The organism is Lysobacter sp. DMC104 (genome assembly GCF_056313665.1).
In genome coordinates, this window is record NZ_JBQUZW010000003.1 from 275104 (window position 1) to 290855 (window position 15752).

Genomic DNA, 15752 nt, shown 5'->3' on the forward strand with positions numbered 1-15752 from the left:
GCCTGTCCCGATCGCCTAGAATGCGCGGGACTTCGCACACGCAATTCCGATGAACAACGAAGAGACGGGACCGGCTGCACCGGTGGCCGGCGTCCGCCGCGCCGGCGTCGACCTCGGCGGTCTGATGTCGGTCCTCAGCCGGCACCTCTACTCCACGCCGATGGTCGCGCTGCGCGAACTGGTGCAGAACGCGCACGATTCGATCGTGCGGCGGCGCATCGAGCAGCCCGACTGGACCGGCCCGTCGCGGATCGACATCGTCGGCGACCGCGCGACCAACACGCTGCGCATCGTCGACACCGGCGCCGGCCTGACCGAGTCGGAGATCCACGCCTACCTCGCCACCGTCGGCGTCGGCTACACCCGCCGCCTGCGCGAGTCCGGGCAGGATGACGGCGGCCTGATCGGCATGTTCGGCCTCGGCTTCCTGTCGGCGTTCGTGCTCGCGAAGCAGGTGTCGGTGCGCACCACGTCGTACCAGACGCCGGACCTCGGCCACGTCTACAGCTCGATCAACGCCGAGCAGTATTCGGTCGAGGCGATGCCGCCGCGCGAGGTCGGCACCGAGGTCGTGCTGAAGCTGCACGACGAGCATGCGGCACTGGCGACGGCGCAGCGGCTGCGCGAGATCCTCGAACACTACTGCGCGCTGCTGGCCGAACCGATCCACATCGGCGGCGGCGACGCGATCAATCCCGAACCGCCGCCGTGGCGACAGGCCGACACCGCGACGCTGCACCCGATCCAGGCGCGGCGCCGCGACCTCGCCTTCGCCGCGCGCTTCGAGCACAGCTTCGAGCCGATCTGCACGCTGCCGCTGCGCGCGAGCGACGACAGCGACGCCGTCGGCCTGCTGTGGGTGCAGGACGGCAGCACCTACGGCAGCAGCGACAACCGCAACCTGTCGGTGTTCCTGCGCGGCATGCTGCTGGACGACGACGCCCGCGACCTGCTGCCGTCGTGGGCGGGCTTCGTCGGCGGCGTGATCGAATCGCGGCGGATGACGCCGACCGCCAGCCGCGAAGATTTGCAGCGCGACGCGCACTACCGCGCGACGAAGCACGCGATCACCGAGGCGCTGATCGAAGGGCTGGCGACCATCGCGCGCGAGCAACCGGAGGCGTGGCGCCGCATCCTCGCCCGCCACAACGAGGCGCTGCTGGGCGCGGCGCTGTGCGACGACCGCCTGTTCACGATGCTGATGGACGCGGTGCGCATCCCGACCACGCAGGGCGACCTGCCGGTGCGCGACCTGACATCGAAGGGCGCCGCGCACGTGATCCTGGAAGACCGCCAGGGCTTCGAGGCGATGCTGTTCCGCGCGATGGGTGTACCGGTCGCGCGCGGCAACCGCTACGCCGTGGTGCCGTTCCTGCGCCGCTGGGCCAGCGCCCGCGGCCTGCGACTGGTGGAACTGGGCACCGAACAGGGCAACCGCCAGCTGTTCCGCCTCGCCGAACTGCCGGCGGACGAGATCGCGTGGCTGGAACGCCACCTCGGCAACGGCGAGAAGCTGGTGCCGGCGCATTTCCAGCCGGCCGAACTGCCGCTGATCGTCGTCGCCGACCGCGACACCGAACTGAAGAAGCGGCTGGAGGAAGACGCCGACGACCGCAAGGTCTCGCTCTCCGCGCTGCGGCTGGCGCGCAAGTTCACCGCCGGCATCGACGGCAGCCACGACCACAAGCTCTACGTGAACCTCGACAACCCTGCGGTCGCGCGGCTGCTGCGTGCGGTGCGCGCGGGCGATGCGAACGCCGCGGTCGCCGCACGCCTGCTGAAGGCGTTCAAGAACCTGCTCGACGGCCAGGGTGCGCATGCGCCGACCGCGCTGCAGGGCGCGCTCGGCGACCTCGCCGCGTCGGTCGAACGGCTGATCGATCCCACCCTTCCCCATTCGGAAAAGATCCCCACCCCATGAACATCTGGCAATGGATGGAACGCCTGCAACAGGAACTGGCCGACGCCGGACAGGCGCACAGCGCCGACCTGATCGAACGCCTCAGCAGCGAGATCTGCGACCTGGAAGCCGAGCGCGCGGAAGCGCTGCTGCCGGAGCTGAAGGCGCTGTGCAAGACGCTGGACAACCCGTGGCTGGAGGTCTTCATCCGCCACTGGGAGATGCGTAACCGGCTGGGCAACAACGGCGAAGGCGAGACCGCGCTGCCCGAGGCCGTGGCGCTGTTCGAATTCGCGCATCGCGACGACACCATCGCCTGTCCGCAGTCGGTGTGCGTGACGCAGGACCTGTCGGCCTGCTACGCCAACATCGACGGCCCGGGCTGGGTCGAGGAACGCATCGCGGTCTGCGACGAAACGCTGGCGCGCATCGATCCGAGCTGGGCCTGCTTCCAGTGCCTGTCGAACGAGAAGGCCGAGGCGCTGCTCGACGCCGGTCGCGCCGAGGAGGCGCTGGCCTACCTGCAGGCGCAGCAGGAGACGCTGCTCGCGCACGGACAGGAGGTGAACGACGGCATCCGCGAGGTGCACCACCGCGTGCTGCTGGCGCTGGGCCGGCACGCCGAGGCGCTGGAACGCATCGAAGCGCTCGAAGCCGAAGTCGACGGCCCCGAATGGCGCAACATCAGCCTGCCGCGCGCCCTGCAGAAGGCCGAAGCGCTGGCCGCGCTCGGTCGCGACGACGAGGCCTGGGACGCACTGCCGGGCTTCCACGACACCAACGCCGGCAGCCGCTGGCGCTGGCTGCGCGCGATCCTGCCGCTGCTGCACCGCCAGCCGGAACGCAACACCTGGGCGCTGGGGCGCGAAGTCGAAAAGTCGCTGCAGCATTTCGCGACCGCCGGCGCGCACCGTACCGTGGTCGACATGGCGATCGCCTGCGCCGACCTCGCGCTGGCGCGCGACGCGCGCTGGTCGGCCGAACGCCATCTGCGTCTCGCGCGGACGCACCGCGATGCGCTGCGCCATCCGGCGTCGGCCGACGCCGCGCTGGCGACGCTGCAGGCGCGGATCGACGCACATCCGCGCCTCGACCCGATGCCCGTGCCCGCCGATGAATTGTCGGCGTGGCTGCAGCAACGACCGGACGACGAGCGCAACCCGGAGAAGGAAGTCGAGTGGTTGCTCGCGGCCGTCGCCGACCGCCCGGACGATGCCGGCCTGTGCACGCACGCGGCCTCCGCCTTGCAGGCCTGCGGTGCCGACCGCGACGCCATCGAGCTGCTTTGGCGGCATGTCGAACGCCGCGCAGGCGCCGAGGACACCGGCAACGTCGCATCGACGCTGCTGTCCGCGCTGCTGGCTGCAGGCGACCACGCGGGCGTCGATCGCCTGACACGCCTGTGCGCAACGCATGATCCGCGCATGGCGTGCTGGTGCCGCGCGCGCCTCGCCCAGCAGTTGCAGGACTGGCCGGCGGTCGAACGCCACTGCCTCGATCTGCTGGCGCTGTCGCCCGACGCGCAGGGCGCACGCCGGCTGCTGGCGCACGCGCTGATGACGCAGCAGCGCTTCGCCGACGCCGCGGCCCGGCATCGCGAACTGTGCGAAGCCGATCCCGACGACCGCTCCGCGCGCTGGGATTACCTCGCCGCCGCCACCGCCGCCGAGGACTGGGCGAACGTGCGCGCCGTCGCCGCCGACCTCGGCATGACGCTGGACCCCGGCGAGGGCGATGCCGACGAGAGCGTGATCGACGAAGACTGGGGCTGGGTGATCGTCCGCCACGAGGAAGACGGCAAGACCCTCGACTACTACGCGCGGCGCAGCGGCCCGGTGCACGCCGTCGTGCTGGAAAACGCGCCGCCGGCGAACCGCCAGCGCGTGGGCGACCGCGTCGTGTTCGACGCCGCCGCGCTGTATCCGGCGCCGGAGGACGAGGAGGAACGCCGCCATTTCGTGCCGACGTTCCGCGCGATCCACACGCTGTCCGAAGGCGGCTTCGGCCGCAGTTGGGTCGTCGACGGGCCCGCGCCTGGCGAGGACGCGTTCGCGGCCTTCCGCGAAGCGCTGCATGCGCGCGGCTGGCGGGTATGGATCCACAGCGGCGACGGCTACCGGGTGGAAGACGGCGCGCAGGACGGCGCCCCGCTGCCGGGCCTGGTGTTCACCGTGTCGGCACCTGCAAGCATCGCCGCCGACGAGATCGACCGCGTGCTGACCGAGGCCACGGCCGACTGGCCGCATCGCCTCGCCTGGCTGGCATTGGCGGAGGCGAGCGACGCCGACCCGCAGCCGCACCGGGACGCGATCGAGCGTTACGGGCTCTGAGCCGGGACCGGGTGCGTGCCGCCGATGCAGGCGGCGCGCACCGCGTCGCCGTCAGTCGGCTTCAGTCACCGTCGACGTGGCGCTTCACCGGCTTGTTGACCCAACGCACGGTGATGCCGCGCATCCGCGCCATGTGCTCGACGTAGGCCACGTAGGCCGTGTCTTCCTCGATGCGCGGCTGGTAGGTGGTGCCGGGCGCGACCGCTTTCGGCGGTGGCTGGTAGGCGCTGTGGTCCATCGTCTTGCAACCGCCGAGGGCGAGGCCGGCTAGCGCGACGAGCAGCAGGGACGGCGTTCTGGCGTTCATGCGGAAACCTCCGGGAGGCATCGCGGGCGGTGTCCCGCGACCGCAGGACACTCGTGGCCGTTATACGCCTCCGGCGCGGCGCCGGCTTTGCCGGGTTTGCCGGCTGTCGGTGGAGCGGCGAAGCGCCGCGTTCAGGAGCCCGGCACCGTGCCGTCGAGTTCGCCCAGTTCCGCCAGCACCGTGGTGGCGTAAGCGCCCGGCGGCAAGCCGAAGGCCAGCCGCAGCACGCCCGGCTCGGGCCAAGTCCACGCCAGCGCGTCCGGGCGCAGGCGCAGCGCCCGGCGCTCCTGGTCGAGGCCGGCGCGTTCCAGTCCGGCGCGCAGCGCAAGCGCGGTGTCGTCGGCCAGCACGGCGTCTTCCAGCGCCCGCGCCTCGCCCTGCGTGCGCAGCGCGCCGCGGCCCCACAGCGGGCCGGAGGGATGGATGTCGAAGCGCGCCAACCGCTCGGCCAGCGCGTCGCTCCACGGCTCGGGCCCGAACACGCTGCGGCTGCCGTCCAGCGCCCAGACCTCGCCGTCGAGGCCGCGGTCCCAGCTGCCGTCGGCGACGCGACGCGCCAGCACGCGATTGAAGAGTTCCGAGCGCGCTGCCGACAGCAGGTGCGTGCGCTCCTCGCGCGCCACGCGGCGGCCGCCGAACATCGCCAGCGCCTTCGCCACGTTGTCGCCGCCGCGGCCGAAGCGCTGCTCGCCGAACGCGTTCGGCACGCCGCGCTCGGCGATGGCGCGCAGCCGCGCGTCGATCGCGTCGACGTCGCCGACCACGTCACGCAGCGTCAGTTCGAAACGATTGCCGGCGAGCGCGCCGCGCGGCAGTTTGCGGCTGTGCCAGCGCGCGTCGAGCACGATCAGGCGCTCGCCGCGCTCGGCCGAATCCGGGTCGACGCCCAGCGTCGCGATGTCCGGCGCGACCTTCTTCGGCAGCCACACGCTGAAGCGCTGGCGGGTGAGCGCGTGGCGATCCTTGAGGCCGGCATAGCCGATCGCGGACTCGGCCACGCCCGCCCACTGCGCGATGCGCTTCGCCGCGAACGCGGTGTTCATGCCGCGCTTCTCGATCGTCAGCAGCAGGTGTTCGCCCGCGCCGGACGCCTCGAAGGCATGCAGTTCCTCGACGACGAAATCCTCCGGCGTCGCACGCAGGCGTGCACGCAGTGCGGGCGCGCCGTGCGCGCGTACCGGCGTCGCGCTCACGTGCGCACGAGCAGGCAGACCGCCTGCGCCGCGATGCCTTCGCCGCGGCCGGTGAAGCCGAGACGTTCGCTGGTCGTCGCCTTCACGCTGACGTCGGCGATGTCGATGCCGAGGTCCAGCGCGATCGTGCGCCGCATCGCCTCGGCATGCGGGCCGACCTTCGGCCGCTCGCAGATCACGGTGACGTCGGCGTTGCCGACCTTCCAGCCGAGGTCGCGGATCAGATGGTCGCAATGGCGCAGGAACACGCGGCTGTCGGCGTCCTTCCAGCGCGCGTCGGTCGGCGGGAAATGCCGGCCGATGTCGCCCAGCGCCAGCGCGCCGAGGATCGCATCGCACAGCGCGTGCAGCAGCACGTCGCCGTCGCTGTGGGCGACGATGCCGCGGTCGTGCGGCACGCGCACGCCGCCCAGCGTCACGTGGTCGCCGTCGCCGAAGGCGTGGACGTCGAAACCCTGGCCGATGCGGATCATCGGCTCACTTGTCCTTGAGCGCGCGTTCGATGCGCGCGGGGTCGGCATACTTGGCGATGTCGCCGCTGGCGGCGCGCACGCTGCCGTCCTCCAGCAGCGAGGACATCGCGGTTTCGCCCAGCTTCTCGAAGCTCTCGCCGATCGCCTCCGTGCCGGACTTGCGCGCGACATCGGCGAACTGCGCGGTGCAGCGTTCGGCCACCAGCGACACGACCAGCTCACTGGCCCGGCGAGTGATGCGCTCGTACTGCGCGTCGTCGATGCGGGTGAGCGGCTTCACGTCGGGATGCCGCGACAGCACGCCGAAGATCCACTCGACCAGCACGCGCCTGTCGTCGGTGTTGACCGATGACACGAGGCAGTCGCTCAGCGCCTGCTTGGCGCGGACCGCGTCGGCGGCGACGTCCTCCGGGCTGCGACCCTTCGATTTGGAAGGTTCGGCGGCGGCGACACCGGCCGCGAGGGACAGGCAGGCGCCGAGCGCGAGGGCGCACATGTTCGTCTTCATCGTGATTACTCCATGCGGCGCCGACGCGCCAGTTCGAATTCGAACCGCGCCAGGTCGGCCGGCGTGGTGATCTTGAAATTGTCTTCCCGGCCCTCGACCAGCAGCGGGCGCAGACCCTGGCGCTCCATCGCCATCGCCTCGTCGGTGATGGCGATGCCGGACTCGGCAGCGACGCGCAGCGCGCGCGACAGCTGCATGCGCCGGAACAGCTGCGGCGTGAACGCGCGCCACAGCCGCTCGCGCGGCTCGGTGCGATCGATGCCGCCGTCGTCGCCGGCACGCTTCAATGTGTCGCGCACCGGTGCGGCGAGGATCGCACCGACCGGATCGGCGCGGCCGACGTCCAGCAGGCGATCGAGGTCGGCATGCGCGAGGTTGGGCCGCGCGGCATCGTGCACCAGCACGAAATCGTCGGCCCGCACCGTGTCCGGCAGGGCGTCGAGGCCGGCGAGCACGGAGTCGGCTCGCTCTGCACCGCCGGTGCAGGTCAGCACCGGCTTGTCAGCATGGGCCATCGCGCCGTCGATCCAGTAACCATCGTCCGCGGCCAGCACGACCATCGCGCCGGCCACCGACGGATGCGCCAGCAGCACGCCCAGCGTGTGCGCGATCACCGCGTGGCCGGCGACTTCGCAGTACTGCTTCGGGCGCTCGGCGCCGAAACGCGTGCCGCGACCGGCGGCCGGCACCACCACCCACAGGCCACCGCGCGCGACGTCGGTCGTCATGGCGCCTGGTCCACGGCCGGCGGCGGTGGCTCGGCAGGCGGCGGCGTCGATTCGATCACGCGGTAGAACGTCTCGCCGGGCTTGATCATGCCCAGCTCGCTGCGCGCGCGCTCCTCGACCGCCGCCTCGCCCGACTTGAGGTTGTCGACTTCGGCGGCGAGCTGGCCGTTGCGCTGCCCCAGGCCGCGGTTCTCCTCGGCCTGGCGATCGACCTTGGCCTGGAGTTCGGTGGTGGCGATGGCGCCGCCTTCGCCGAACCACAGCCGGTACTGCAGCCACGCCAGCAGCGCGAGCAGCAGGATGGCCAGGATCCGCAGCGGACGATCGGTGTCGCTCATCGCCCGCGCATCAACCCCGCTTCAGCGACACGAACGCGTCGCGGCCGGCGTACTTCGCCGCGGCACCGAGCTGCTGTTCGATGCGCAGCAGCTGGTTGTACTTCGCGACGCGGTCGCTGCGGCACAGCGAGCCGGTCTTGATCTGGGTCGCGGTGGTGGCGACGGCGATGTCGGCGATGGTGGTGTCCTCGGTCTCGCCCGAGCGGTGCGAGACGATCGCCGCGTACTTCGCCGCGTCGGCCATCGCGATCGCTTCCAGCGTCTCGGTGAGCGTGCCGATCTGGTTGACCTTGATCAGGATCGCGTTCGCGACGCGCTGGTCGATGCCTTCGCGGAATATCTTCGGGTTGGTGACGAACAGGTCGTCGCCGACCAGCTGCACCTTGTCCGACAGGCGTTCGGTCAGCAGCTTCCAGCCGGCCCAGTCGTCCTCGGCCATGCCGTCCTCGATGGTGACGATCGGGTATTCGCGGCACCAGTCGGCGAGGAAGTCGGTGAACTGCTCGCTGGTCAGGCGCTTGCCTTCGCCGGTGAGGTTGTACTTGCCGTTCTCGAAGAACTCGCTGGAGGCGACGTCGAGGCCGAGCAGCACGTCCTCGCCCGCCTTGTAGCCGGCCTTGCCGATGGCTTCGAGGATGGTGTCCAGCGCCTCGGCATTGCTGCGCAGGTCGGGCGCGAAACCGCCTTCATCGCCGACCGCCGTGCTCAGGCCCTTCGCCTTCAGCACCGACTTCAGCGCGTGGAAGATCTCGGTGCCGCTGCGCAGCGCTTCGGAGAACGACGAGAAACCGACCGGCAGCACCATGAATTCCTGCAAGTCGACGTTGTTGTCGGCGTGCGCGCCGCCGTTGATGATGTTCATCATCGGCACCGGCAGCACGGCCTCGCGACCTTTGGCGAGGTACTGCCACAGCGCCTGCTTGCGCGAGGCGGCGACCGCGTGCGCGGCGGCGAGCGAGACGCCCAGCAGCGCGTTCGCGCCGAGACGGCCCTTGTTCTCGGTGCCGTCGAGGTCGATCAGGCGGCGATCGAGGCCGGCCTGGTCGGCGGCGTCGAACCCGGCCAGCGCCTGCGCGATCGGGCCGTTGACGTGACCGACGGCCTTCTGCACGCCCTTGCCGAGGTAACGGGTCTTGTCGCCGTCGCGCAGTTCGACGGCCTCCTTGGTGCCGGTGGACGCCCCGGAGGGCACCGCGGCGCGACCGACGCTGCCGTCGGCGAGCGCGACTTCGGCTTCGAGCGTCGGATTGCCGCGGCTGTCGAGGATTTCGCGAGCGTGGATCTTCGTGATCGTGGTCATGGGATTCGCTGAGAGAGGGAATGAGTGGAATCGGGATGCATCAGTCGTCGACGAAAGACTTTTCCTGGGCCAGGATTTCCACGGGGATCGGATGGCCTTCGCGGCGCGCGATCGCGATCTGGGCACGGGTCGTGAATCCCCCGCGGATCCGGCCGTCTTCGAGAGTGGTCTGCCAATCCTCGATGTCGGCCAGTGCGACTGCGACAGGGCCACTCGGCGTCGCACCGTGGATCAAGGGAGTGAAGATACGCGCACCGACAGTGTCCGCATCCATCGAAACAACCGCACCCCACACGTGCTCCATCTCGCCATGCGCATTCTGCACTGAGAATTTCACGGCGACATCGCGCGGCGCCTGGTAGAGCTGTCTCATCACATCGACGGTCTCTCGCGCCCGGACATACGCGCCCAGCATGAGCGGGTCATTGGCGTCGACCGGGGTCGCCTTGCCGCCGAATAGGCGCCCGAGGAACCACATTGCCGTCAATGTGACGGCAATGGAGGCGACGGGCACCAGCCAGAACGAGGTCAAGCTTGCACTTCCAGGAAACCGTTGCGCTTGGTCACTTCATCCAGCGCCTTCAGCGTTTCCAGCAGCGCCTGCATCTTGCCCAGCGGCCAGGCGTTGGGGCCGTCGCTGAGCGCCTTGCTCGGGTCGGGATGGGTTTCCATGAACACGCCGGCCACGCCCACGGCAACGGCGGCGCGCGCCAGCACCGGCACGAATTCGCGCTGGCCGCCGCTGGAAGTACCCTGCCCGCCCGGCAACTGCACGGAGTGGGTGGCGTCGAACACGACCGGGCAGCCGGTGTCGCGCATCACCGCGAGGCTGCGCATGTCGCTGACGAGATTGTTGTAGCCGAAGCTGGCGCCGCGCTCGCAGACCATGATGTCGGCGTTGCCGGTCGACTTCGCCTTTTCGACCACGGGCTTCATGTCCCACGGCGACAGGAACTGGCCCTTCTTGATGTTCACCGGCTTGCCGGCGCTGCACACCTTCTTGATGAAGTCGGTCTGGCGGACGAGGAACGCCGGCGTCTGCAACACGTCGACCACGCTCGCCACTTCGTCCATCGGCGTGTATTCGTGCACGTCGGTCAGCACCGGCACGCCGATCTGGCGCTTCACTTCGGCCAGCACGCGCAGCCCTTCTTCCATGCCCGGGCCGCGGAAGCTGGTGCCCGACGTGCGGTTGGCCTTGTCGAAGCTCGACTTGAAGATGAAGGGGATGCCCAGCGCCGTCGTGATCTCCTTCAGGCGGCCGGCGGTCTCGAGCTGCAACTGCTCGGACTCGATCACGCAGGGGCCGGCGATGAGGAAGAACGGCCGGTCGAGACCGACCTCGAAACCGCAGAGTTTCATGATGCGACGACTCCCCGCTGGAGCATGATGAGGGACAGCACGGCGGCGCCGGCGAGGCTGGCGATGCCGATCCAGAAATAGCGGCGGACCCAGCGTGCCGGGCTGTCCTTGACGAACAGGTACCCCCAGCCGATCGGCGGCAGCAGGAACGCCGCGATCGCCAGCACCACCGCGCGCCACTCCGGCCCGCGCTCGCGCGCGGCGCCGATCGCGGCGATGGTGCCGATGGCGTAGGCGAAGAACAGCAGCGCGACCGCCACCGACAGCAGGCCGACGAAACCCAACGCGAGCAGCGACGACATGCCGTCCGGATGCGTGTCCGGCGTCATGCGCACGCTCCCGGCGCGGCGACGCGGATCACCCGTTCGCTTCCTTCAGCAGCTTGCCGCCGGCCTGGCCGGCGTTCGCCTTGCGCTCGCGCGCGGCGCGGATGAAGCCGATGAACAGCGGATGGCCGTGGCGCGGCGTCGACAGGAATTCCGGATGCGCCTGGCACGCCAGGAACCACGGATGCATCGCCTGCGGCAGCTCGATCATCTCCACCAGCAGGTCGTCCATCGACTTGGCGGCGATCACCAAGCCCGCGTCCTCGAGCTGCGTGCGGTAGCGGTTGTTGAATTCGTAGCGATGGCGATGGCGCTCACCGACCACGTCCTTGCCGTACAGGCGATGCGCCAGCGTACCCGGCTTCACCCGCTGCTCCTGCAGGCCCAGGCGCATGGTGCCGCCGAGGTCGCTCTTCTCGCTGCGGCGTTCGATCTCGCCGGACGAGGTGCGCCACTCGGTGATCAGGCCGATCACCGGGTGCGGACTCTGGCGGTCGTTCTCGGTGCTGTTCGCACCTTCCAGACCGAGCACGTGGCGGGCGTAGTCGACGACCGCCGCCTGCATGCCGTAGCAGATGCCGAAATACGGAACGCCACGCTCGCGCGCGAATTGCGCGGTCAGCACCTTGCCCTCGAAGCCGCGATCGCCGAAGCCGCCGGGCACGAGGATGCCGTCGATGCCGGCCAGCACCGCCTCGGCGCCCTCGCGCTCGATGTCCTCGGATTCGAGCCATTTCAGCGTCACCCGCGTGCGCTGGCGCAGGCCGCCGTGCTTCAGCGCCTCGGCCACCGACTTGTACGCGTCGTGGTGATCGACGTACTTGCCGACGACCGCGATGGTCACCTCGTCGATCGGATGCTCGGCGGCGTCGACCACGGCCAGCCATTCGGACAGATCGGCGGTCTTCGCGGCCTTGTCCTGCAGGTGCAGGCGTTCGACCACGATCTGGTCCAGCTCCTGCTGGTGCAGCCACATCGGGATCTTGTAGATGTTGTCGAGGTCGACCGCGGAAATGACGGCCTTCTCGGGCACGTTGGTGAACAGCGCGATCTTGCGGCGCTCGCCATCGGGCAGCGGCTGTTCGCTGCGGCACAGCAGCACGTCGGGCTGGATGCCGATCGACCGCAGCTCCTTCACCGAGTGCTGGGTCGGCTTGGTCTTCAGCTCGCCCGCTGCGGCGATGTACGGCACCAGCGTGAGATGCATGAACAGCGCCATCTCGGCGCCGCGCTCGGTGCGGATCTGGCGGATGGCTTCGAGGAACGGCAGCGATTCGATGTCGCCCACCGTGCCGCCGATCTCGACCAGCGCCACGTCGAAGCCGGCGGTGGCCTCGTCGATGCTGCGCTTGATCGCATCGGTGATGTGCGGGATGACCTGGACCGTGGCACCGAGATAATCGCCGCGACGCTCCTTGCGGATCACCGACTCGTAGATCTTGCCGGTGGTGATCGAGTTCTTGCCGGTCAGGCGGGTATTGACGAAGCGTTCGTAGTGACCGAGGTCGAGATCGGTCTCCGCACCGTCGTCGGTGACGTACACCTCGCCGTGCTGGAACGGGCTCATGGTGCCCGGATCGACGTTGATGTACGGATCGAGCTTCATCATCGTCACCCGCAGTCCGCGGGCTTCGAGGATGGCGGCGAGAGAGGCTGCGGCGATTCCTTTGCCGAGCGAGGACACCACGCCGCCGGTGACGAAGACGAGGGGAGTCGCGGAGCTGGGGGAGTTCATGGGGTCAGCGGGTCGCTGGAAAGCCACAGTCTACAGGCACGCGACGCTTCCGGCGACCCTCGAAATCGCAACCATTTGATTTCCCATGAAAAAGAAAACGCCCCGGAGGTCCGGGGCGTCGTCGTTGCGGCAAGTGGCGCGCTCGGGGCACTTCCTTCAAGGCGTCTCTTCTTCCTCGATTTCGCGTTCGGGCGGCTTGCGGTCGGCCTTCGGGTCGCGCTTCGGCTTGCGGGCTTCGGCCTTGCGTTCGGCTTCGGCCTTGGCGGCGGCGTCGCGGGCGGCCTGGTCGGCGTCGGCGGACGCGGTGGTGTCGTCGCGATTGGCCTGGGGATCGGCGGCCGTCGATCGGGTCGTCGTCGACTGGGCGGTGGCGGCGCCGGCCAGCGCCAGCAGCGCGACCGACAGGGCCACCACGGGCACGGCGATGGCGATACGGCGGGAATGGGTCATGGCGTCTGTCGTCCGGCTCCGCGCCGGGGATCGGCGGGTTCATGGCGGACGGGCGCATCATGGCCGGAACCCGCTCACTGCGGGATGAACCCGGCCGCGAACCTGAACGGCTTGACCCCGCCCCGCGGTGCCGCCAAGCTCGCCGGCCTCGGGCGTGTCCCGTCCATTCCGCCCCCCGCATCGCACATGAGCAGTCGCTACAACGCCGCAGACATCGAAGTCCTGTCCGGCCTGGATCCGGTCAAGCGCCGGCCGGGCATGTACACCGATACCTCGCGCCCGAACCATCTGGCGCAGGAAGTCATCGACAACGCGGTCGACGAGGCCCTCGCCGGCCACGCCCGCCAGATCGACGTGGTCATCCATCCCGACGGCAGTTGCGAGGTGGCCGACGACGGCCGCGGCATGCCGGTCGACATCCACCCGGAGGAGAAGATCCCCGGCGTCGAACTGATCCTCACCCGCCTGCATGCGGGCGGCAAGTTCAGCAACAAGAACTACACCTTCAGCGGCGGCCTGCACGGCGTCGGCGTGAGCGTGGTGAACGCGCTGTCGAAGAAGGTCGAACTGTTCATCAAGCGCGAAGGCAGCGAATTCCGCATGGAGTTCCGCGACGGTGATCGCGCCTCGGAACTGGAAACCATCGGCACCGTCGGCAAGAAGAACACCGGCACGCGCCTGCGCTTCTGGCCGGATCCGAAATACTTCGATTCGCCGAAGTTCGCCGTGCGCCACCTGCGCCACCTGCTGCGCGCCAAGGCGGTGCTGTGCCCGGGCCTCACGGTCACGCTGTTCGACGTCGCCACCGGCGAGAAGGACAGCTGGCATTACGAGGATGGCCTGCGCGACTACTTGAAGGGCGCGCTCGGCGCGAACGAAGTGCTGCCGCCGGAGTTGTTCGTCGGCCAGCTGAAGAAGGATTCGGAAGTCGTCGACTGGGCGGCTGCGTGGGTGCCCGACGGCGAACTGGTGCAGGAAAGCTACGTCAACCTGATCCCGACCGCGCAGCACGGCACGCACGTCAACGGCCTGCGCACCGGCTTCACCGATGCGCTGCGCGAGTTCTGCGATTTCCGCAACCTGCTGCCGCGCGGCGTGAAGCTGGCGCCCGAGGACGTGTGGGACCGCGTCGCGTTCGTGCTGAGCGTGAAGATGACCGATCCGCAGTTCAGCGGACAGACCAAGGAACGCCTGTCCTCGCGCCAGGCCGCGGCCTTCGTCGAGAGCGCGGCGCACGATGCGTTCTCGCTGTGGCTGAACCAGCACGTCGACCTCGGCGAGAAGATCGCGCAGCTCGCGATCGAGCGCGCCGCCGCGCGCCTGAAGACCGAGAAGCAGGTCGTCCGCAAGAAGGTCACGCAGGGCCCCGCCCTGCCCGGCAAGCTGGCCGACTGCATCAGCCAGGACCTGTCGCGCACCGAATTGTTCCTCGTCGAAGGCGACTCCGCCGGCGGCAGCGCGCGGCAGGCGCGTGACAAGGATTTCCAGGCGATCCTGCCGCTGCGCGGCAAGATCCTGAACACGTGGGAAGTCGCCTCCGGCAGCGTGCTCGCGTCGCAGGAAGTGCACGACCTCGCGGTCGCGATCGGTTGCGACCCGGGCAAGGACGACATCTCCGGCCTGCGCTACGGCAAGGTCATCATCCTCGCCGACGCCGACTCCGACGGCCTGCACATCGCGACGCTGCTGTCGGCGCTGTTCCTGAAGCATTTCCCGACGCTGGTGACCGCCGGCCACGTGTTCGTGGCGATGCCGCCGCTGTTCCGCGTCGACGTGGGCAAGCAGGTGTTCTACGCGCTGGACGAGGAAGAGAAGCGCCTGCTGCTGGAGAAGATCGAGCGCGAAAAAATCCGCGGGCAGGTCAACGTCACCCGCTTCAAGGGCCTCGGCGAGATGAATCCCGCCCAGCTGCGCGAATCGGCGATCCATCCCGACACGCGCCGCCTCGTGCAGCTCACCGTCGACGGCGGCACCGAAACGCATGCGCTGATGGACATGTTGCTGGCGAAGAAGCGGGCGTCGGATCGGAAGACGTGGCTGGAAGCCAAGGGCGATCTGGCGACATTGGAAGTCTGACCCATGATGTCATTGCCGCCAGCCGTTGCGACGGCATCGTTTCCGGCATGGCCGAACGGCCTGCCGGGCGCGGGCGATCTGGCGACACTGGAAGTCTGACCCATGATGTCATTGCCGCCAGCCGTTGCGACGGCATCGTTTCCGGCACGGCCGAACGGCCTGCCGGGCGCGGCGACACTGGAGGTCTGACGTGACCACGCACGTCGCACTCTTCCGCGGCATCAACGTCGGCAAGGCCAAGCGCATCGCGATGGCCGAGCTGAAGGCGCTGTTCGAGGACCTCGGCTACACGAACGTGCGCACGCTGCTCAACAGTGGCAACGTCGTGTTCGACGCCGCGCGCGGCACGCCCGCGTCGCACGCGAAGCGGATCGCCGCGGCAGTCGAGGAACGCACCGGCGTGTCGACCAACACCCTCGTGCTGCCGGCGACCGCGCTGGACGCGATCGTCGCGGAGCATCCGTTCGGCGCGGAAGCCGACGATCCGTCGCGGCTGCTGGTGGGCTTCTATCTCGACGACGACCGCGCACCGTTCGAGGCGCTGGCGCTGGCGCATCCGGGCGAGGCCTTCGTCGTCGGCCCCGACGCCTGTCATCTGTGGTGCCCCGACGGCATTCTCGAAAGCCGCGTCGCCGAGGCGCTGGGCGGCGCGAAGTTCCGCGACCGCGTCACCATGCGCAACCGGGCGACGGTGCTGAAACTGCAGGCACTGGCCGGCGGCTGAGC

Annotated in this window: 16 protein-coding genes; 4 read left to right on the forward strand and 12 right to left on the reverse strand. The window is 69.5% G+C overall.

All coding sequences use genetic code 11. From position 1 onward, the window contains the following. Positions 1-49: 49 nt before the first annotated feature. Both ACT53R_RS06200 and ACT53R_RS06205 read left to right on the forward strand, forming a co-directional pair. A complete protein-coding gene (locus ACT53R_RS06200) occupies positions 50-1921 on the forward strand; it encodes an ATP-binding protein (RefSeq protein WP_476170973.1) in 1872 nt (623 codons plus the stop codon). Further along, positions 1918-4230, forward strand: a complete 2313-nt coding sequence (locus tag ACT53R_RS06205) for a tetratricopeptide repeat protein (protein ID WP_476170974.1) — start codon at positions 1918-1920, stop codon at positions 4228-4230. Before ACT53R_RS06200 ends, ACT53R_RS06205 begins: the two co-directional genes overlap by 4 nt. Before the next feature lie 61 nt (positions 4231-4291). Here the strand turns inward: ACT53R_RS06205 and ACT53R_RS06210 are convergent, their stop codons facing one another. The 12 genes from ACT53R_RS06210 to ACT53R_RS06265 all read right to left on the reverse strand — a co-directional run bounded on the left by ACT53R_RS06210 (position 4292) and on the right by ACT53R_RS06265 (position 12950). Beyond that, a complete protein-coding gene (locus ACT53R_RS06210) occupies positions 4292-4537 on the reverse strand; it encodes a hypothetical protein (protein ID WP_476170975.1) in 246 nt (81 codons plus the stop codon). A gap of 131 nt (positions 4538-4668) precedes the next feature. After that, positions 4669-5730, reverse strand: coding sequence for a tRNA pseudouridine(13) synthase TruD (gene truD / locus ACT53R_RS06215; RefSeq protein ID WP_476170976.1), 1062 nt, complete (start codon positions 5728-5730; stop codon positions 4669-4671). Next, positions 5727-6203 (reverse strand): 2-C-methyl-D-erythritol 2,4-cyclodiphosphate synthase, encoded by a 477-nt coding sequence (gene ispF, locus ACT53R_RS06220; RefSeq protein ID WP_476170977.1) that lies wholly within the window; start codon positions 6201-6203, stop codon positions 5727-5729. Before ispF ends, truD begins: the two co-directional genes overlap by 4 nt. 4 nt (positions 6204-6207) lie before the next feature. Beyond that, the gene (locus ACT53R_RS06225) at positions 6208-6711 is read right to left on the reverse strand and encodes a hypothetical protein (protein WP_476170978.1); all 504 of its coding nucleotides are present in this window, start codon (positions 6709-6711) and stop codon (positions 6208-6210) included. Between the two features lie 5 nt (positions 6712-6716). Further along, positions 6717-7439 carry a 2-C-methyl-D-erythritol 4-phosphate cytidylyltransferase gene (gene ispD, locus ACT53R_RS06230; RefSeq protein ID WP_476170979.1) on the reverse strand — a complete coding sequence of 241 codons (723 nt, stop codon included), beginning with the start codon at positions 7437-7439 and terminating at the stop codon, positions 6717-6719. Further along, positions 7436-7777: a cell division protein FtsB gene (gene ftsB, locus ACT53R_RS06235; protein ID WP_476170980.1), complete on the reverse strand. Its 342-nt coding sequence runs from the start codon at positions 7775-7777 to the stop codon at positions 7436-7438. The genes ispD and ftsB overlap by 4 nt, the downstream gene beginning before the upstream one ends. A gap of 10 nt (positions 7778-7787) precedes the next feature. Continuing rightward, positions 7788-9077, reverse strand: coding sequence for a phosphopyruvate hydratase (gene eno, locus ACT53R_RS06240; RefSeq protein ID WP_476170981.1), 1290 nt, complete (start codon positions 9075-9077; stop codon positions 7788-7790). A gap of 40 nt (positions 9078-9117) precedes the next feature. Beyond that, on the reverse strand, positions 9118-9609 hold the full coding sequence (locus tag ACT53R_RS06245) for a DUF2314 domain-containing protein (RefSeq protein WP_476170982.1): 492 nt from the start codon (positions 9607-9609) through the stop codon (positions 9118-9120). Beyond that, positions 9606-10439 carry a 3-deoxy-8-phosphooctulonate synthase gene (gene kdsA / locus ACT53R_RS06250; protein WP_476170983.1) on the reverse strand — a complete coding sequence of 278 codons (834 nt, stop codon included), beginning with the start codon at positions 10437-10439 and terminating at the stop codon, positions 9606-9608. Before kdsA ends, ACT53R_RS06245 begins: the two co-directional genes overlap by 4 nt. After that, positions 10436-10768 carry a hypothetical protein gene (locus ACT53R_RS06255; protein WP_476170984.1) on the reverse strand — a complete coding sequence of 111 codons (333 nt, stop codon included), beginning with the start codon at positions 10766-10768 and terminating at the stop codon, positions 10436-10438. Before ACT53R_RS06255 ends, kdsA begins: the two co-directional genes overlap by 4 nt. Positions 10769-10796: 28 nt before the next feature. Continuing rightward, positions 10797-12500 (reverse strand): CTP synthase, encoded by a 1704-nt coding sequence (locus tag ACT53R_RS06260; RefSeq protein ID WP_476170985.1) that lies wholly within the window; start codon positions 12498-12500, stop codon positions 10797-10799. 156 nt (positions 12501-12656) lie between these two features. After that, positions 12657-12950, reverse strand: a complete 294-nt coding sequence (locus tag ACT53R_RS06265) for a hypothetical protein (RefSeq protein WP_476170986.1) — start codon at positions 12948-12950, stop codon at positions 12657-12659. A 186-nt stretch (positions 12951-13136) separates the two neighbouring features. Between ACT53R_RS06265 and parE the strand changes: the two genes are divergently transcribed. Then, the gene (parE, locus tag ACT53R_RS06270) at positions 13137-15026 is read left to right on the forward strand and encodes a DNA topoisomerase IV subunit B (RefSeq protein WP_476170987.1); all 1890 of its coding nucleotides are present in this window, start codon (positions 13137-13139) and stop codon (positions 15024-15026) included. A gap of 190 nt (positions 15027-15216) precedes the next feature. After that, positions 15217-15750, forward strand: coding sequence for a DUF1697 domain-containing protein (locus ACT53R_RS06275; RefSeq protein WP_476170988.1), 534 nt, complete (start codon positions 15217-15219; stop codon positions 15748-15750). Positions 15751-15752 lie beyond the last annotated feature (2 nt).

What these genes read in the sequence shown, in the direction of transcription:
- ACT53R_RS06200 (WP_476170973.1), top strand. Translation starts at nt 50, where the DNA reads ATGAACAACGAAGAGACGGGACCGGCTGCACCGGTGGCCGGCGTCCGC.
- ACT53R_RS06205 (WP_476170974.1), top strand. Translation starts at nt 1,918, where the DNA reads ATGAACATCTGGCAATGGATGGAACGCCTGCAACAGGAACTGGCCGAC.
- ACT53R_RS06210 (WP_476170975.1), bottom strand. Translation starts at nt 4,537, where the DNA reads ATGAACGCCAGAACGCCGTCCCTGCTGCTCGTCGCGCTAGCCGGCCTC.
- ispF (WP_476170977.1), bottom strand. Translation starts at nt 6,203, where the DNA reads ATGATCCGCATCGGCCAGGGTTTCGACGTCCACGCCTTCGGCGACGGC.
- ACT53R_RS06225 (WP_476170978.1), bottom strand. Translation starts at nt 6,711, where the DNA reads ATGAAGACGAACATGTGCGCCCTCGCGCTCGGCGCCTGCCTGTCCCTC.
- ispD (WP_476170979.1), bottom strand. Translation starts at nt 7,439, where the DNA reads ATGACGACCGACGTCGCGCGCGGTGGCCTGTGGGTGGTGGTGCCGGCC.
- ftsB (WP_476170980.1), bottom strand. Translation starts at nt 7,777, where the DNA reads ATGAGCGACACCGATCGTCCGCTGCGGATCCTGGCCATCCTGCTGCTC.
- eno (WP_476170981.1), bottom strand. Translation starts at nt 9,077, where the DNA reads ATGACCACGATCACGAAGATCCACGCTCGCGAAATCCTCGACAGCCGC.
- kdsA (WP_476170983.1), bottom strand. Translation starts at nt 10,439, where the DNA reads ATGAAACTCTGCGGTTTCGAGGTCGGTCTCGACCGGCCGTTCTTCCTC.
- ACT53R_RS06255 (WP_476170984.1), bottom strand. Translation starts at nt 10,768, where the DNA reads ATGACGCCGGACACGCATCCGGACGGCATGTCGTCGCTGCTCGCGTTG.
- ACT53R_RS06260 (WP_476170985.1), bottom strand. Translation starts at nt 12,500, where the DNA reads ATGAACTCCCCCAGCTCCGCGACTCCCCTCGTCTTCGTCACCGGCGGC.
- ACT53R_RS06265 (WP_476170986.1), bottom strand. Translation starts at nt 12,950, where the DNA reads ATGACCCATTCCCGCCGTATCGCCATCGCCGTGCCCGTGGTGGCCCTG.
- parE (WP_476170987.1), top strand. Translation starts at nt 13,137, where the DNA reads ATGAGCAGTCGCTACAACGCCGCAGACATCGAAGTCCTGTCCGGCCTG.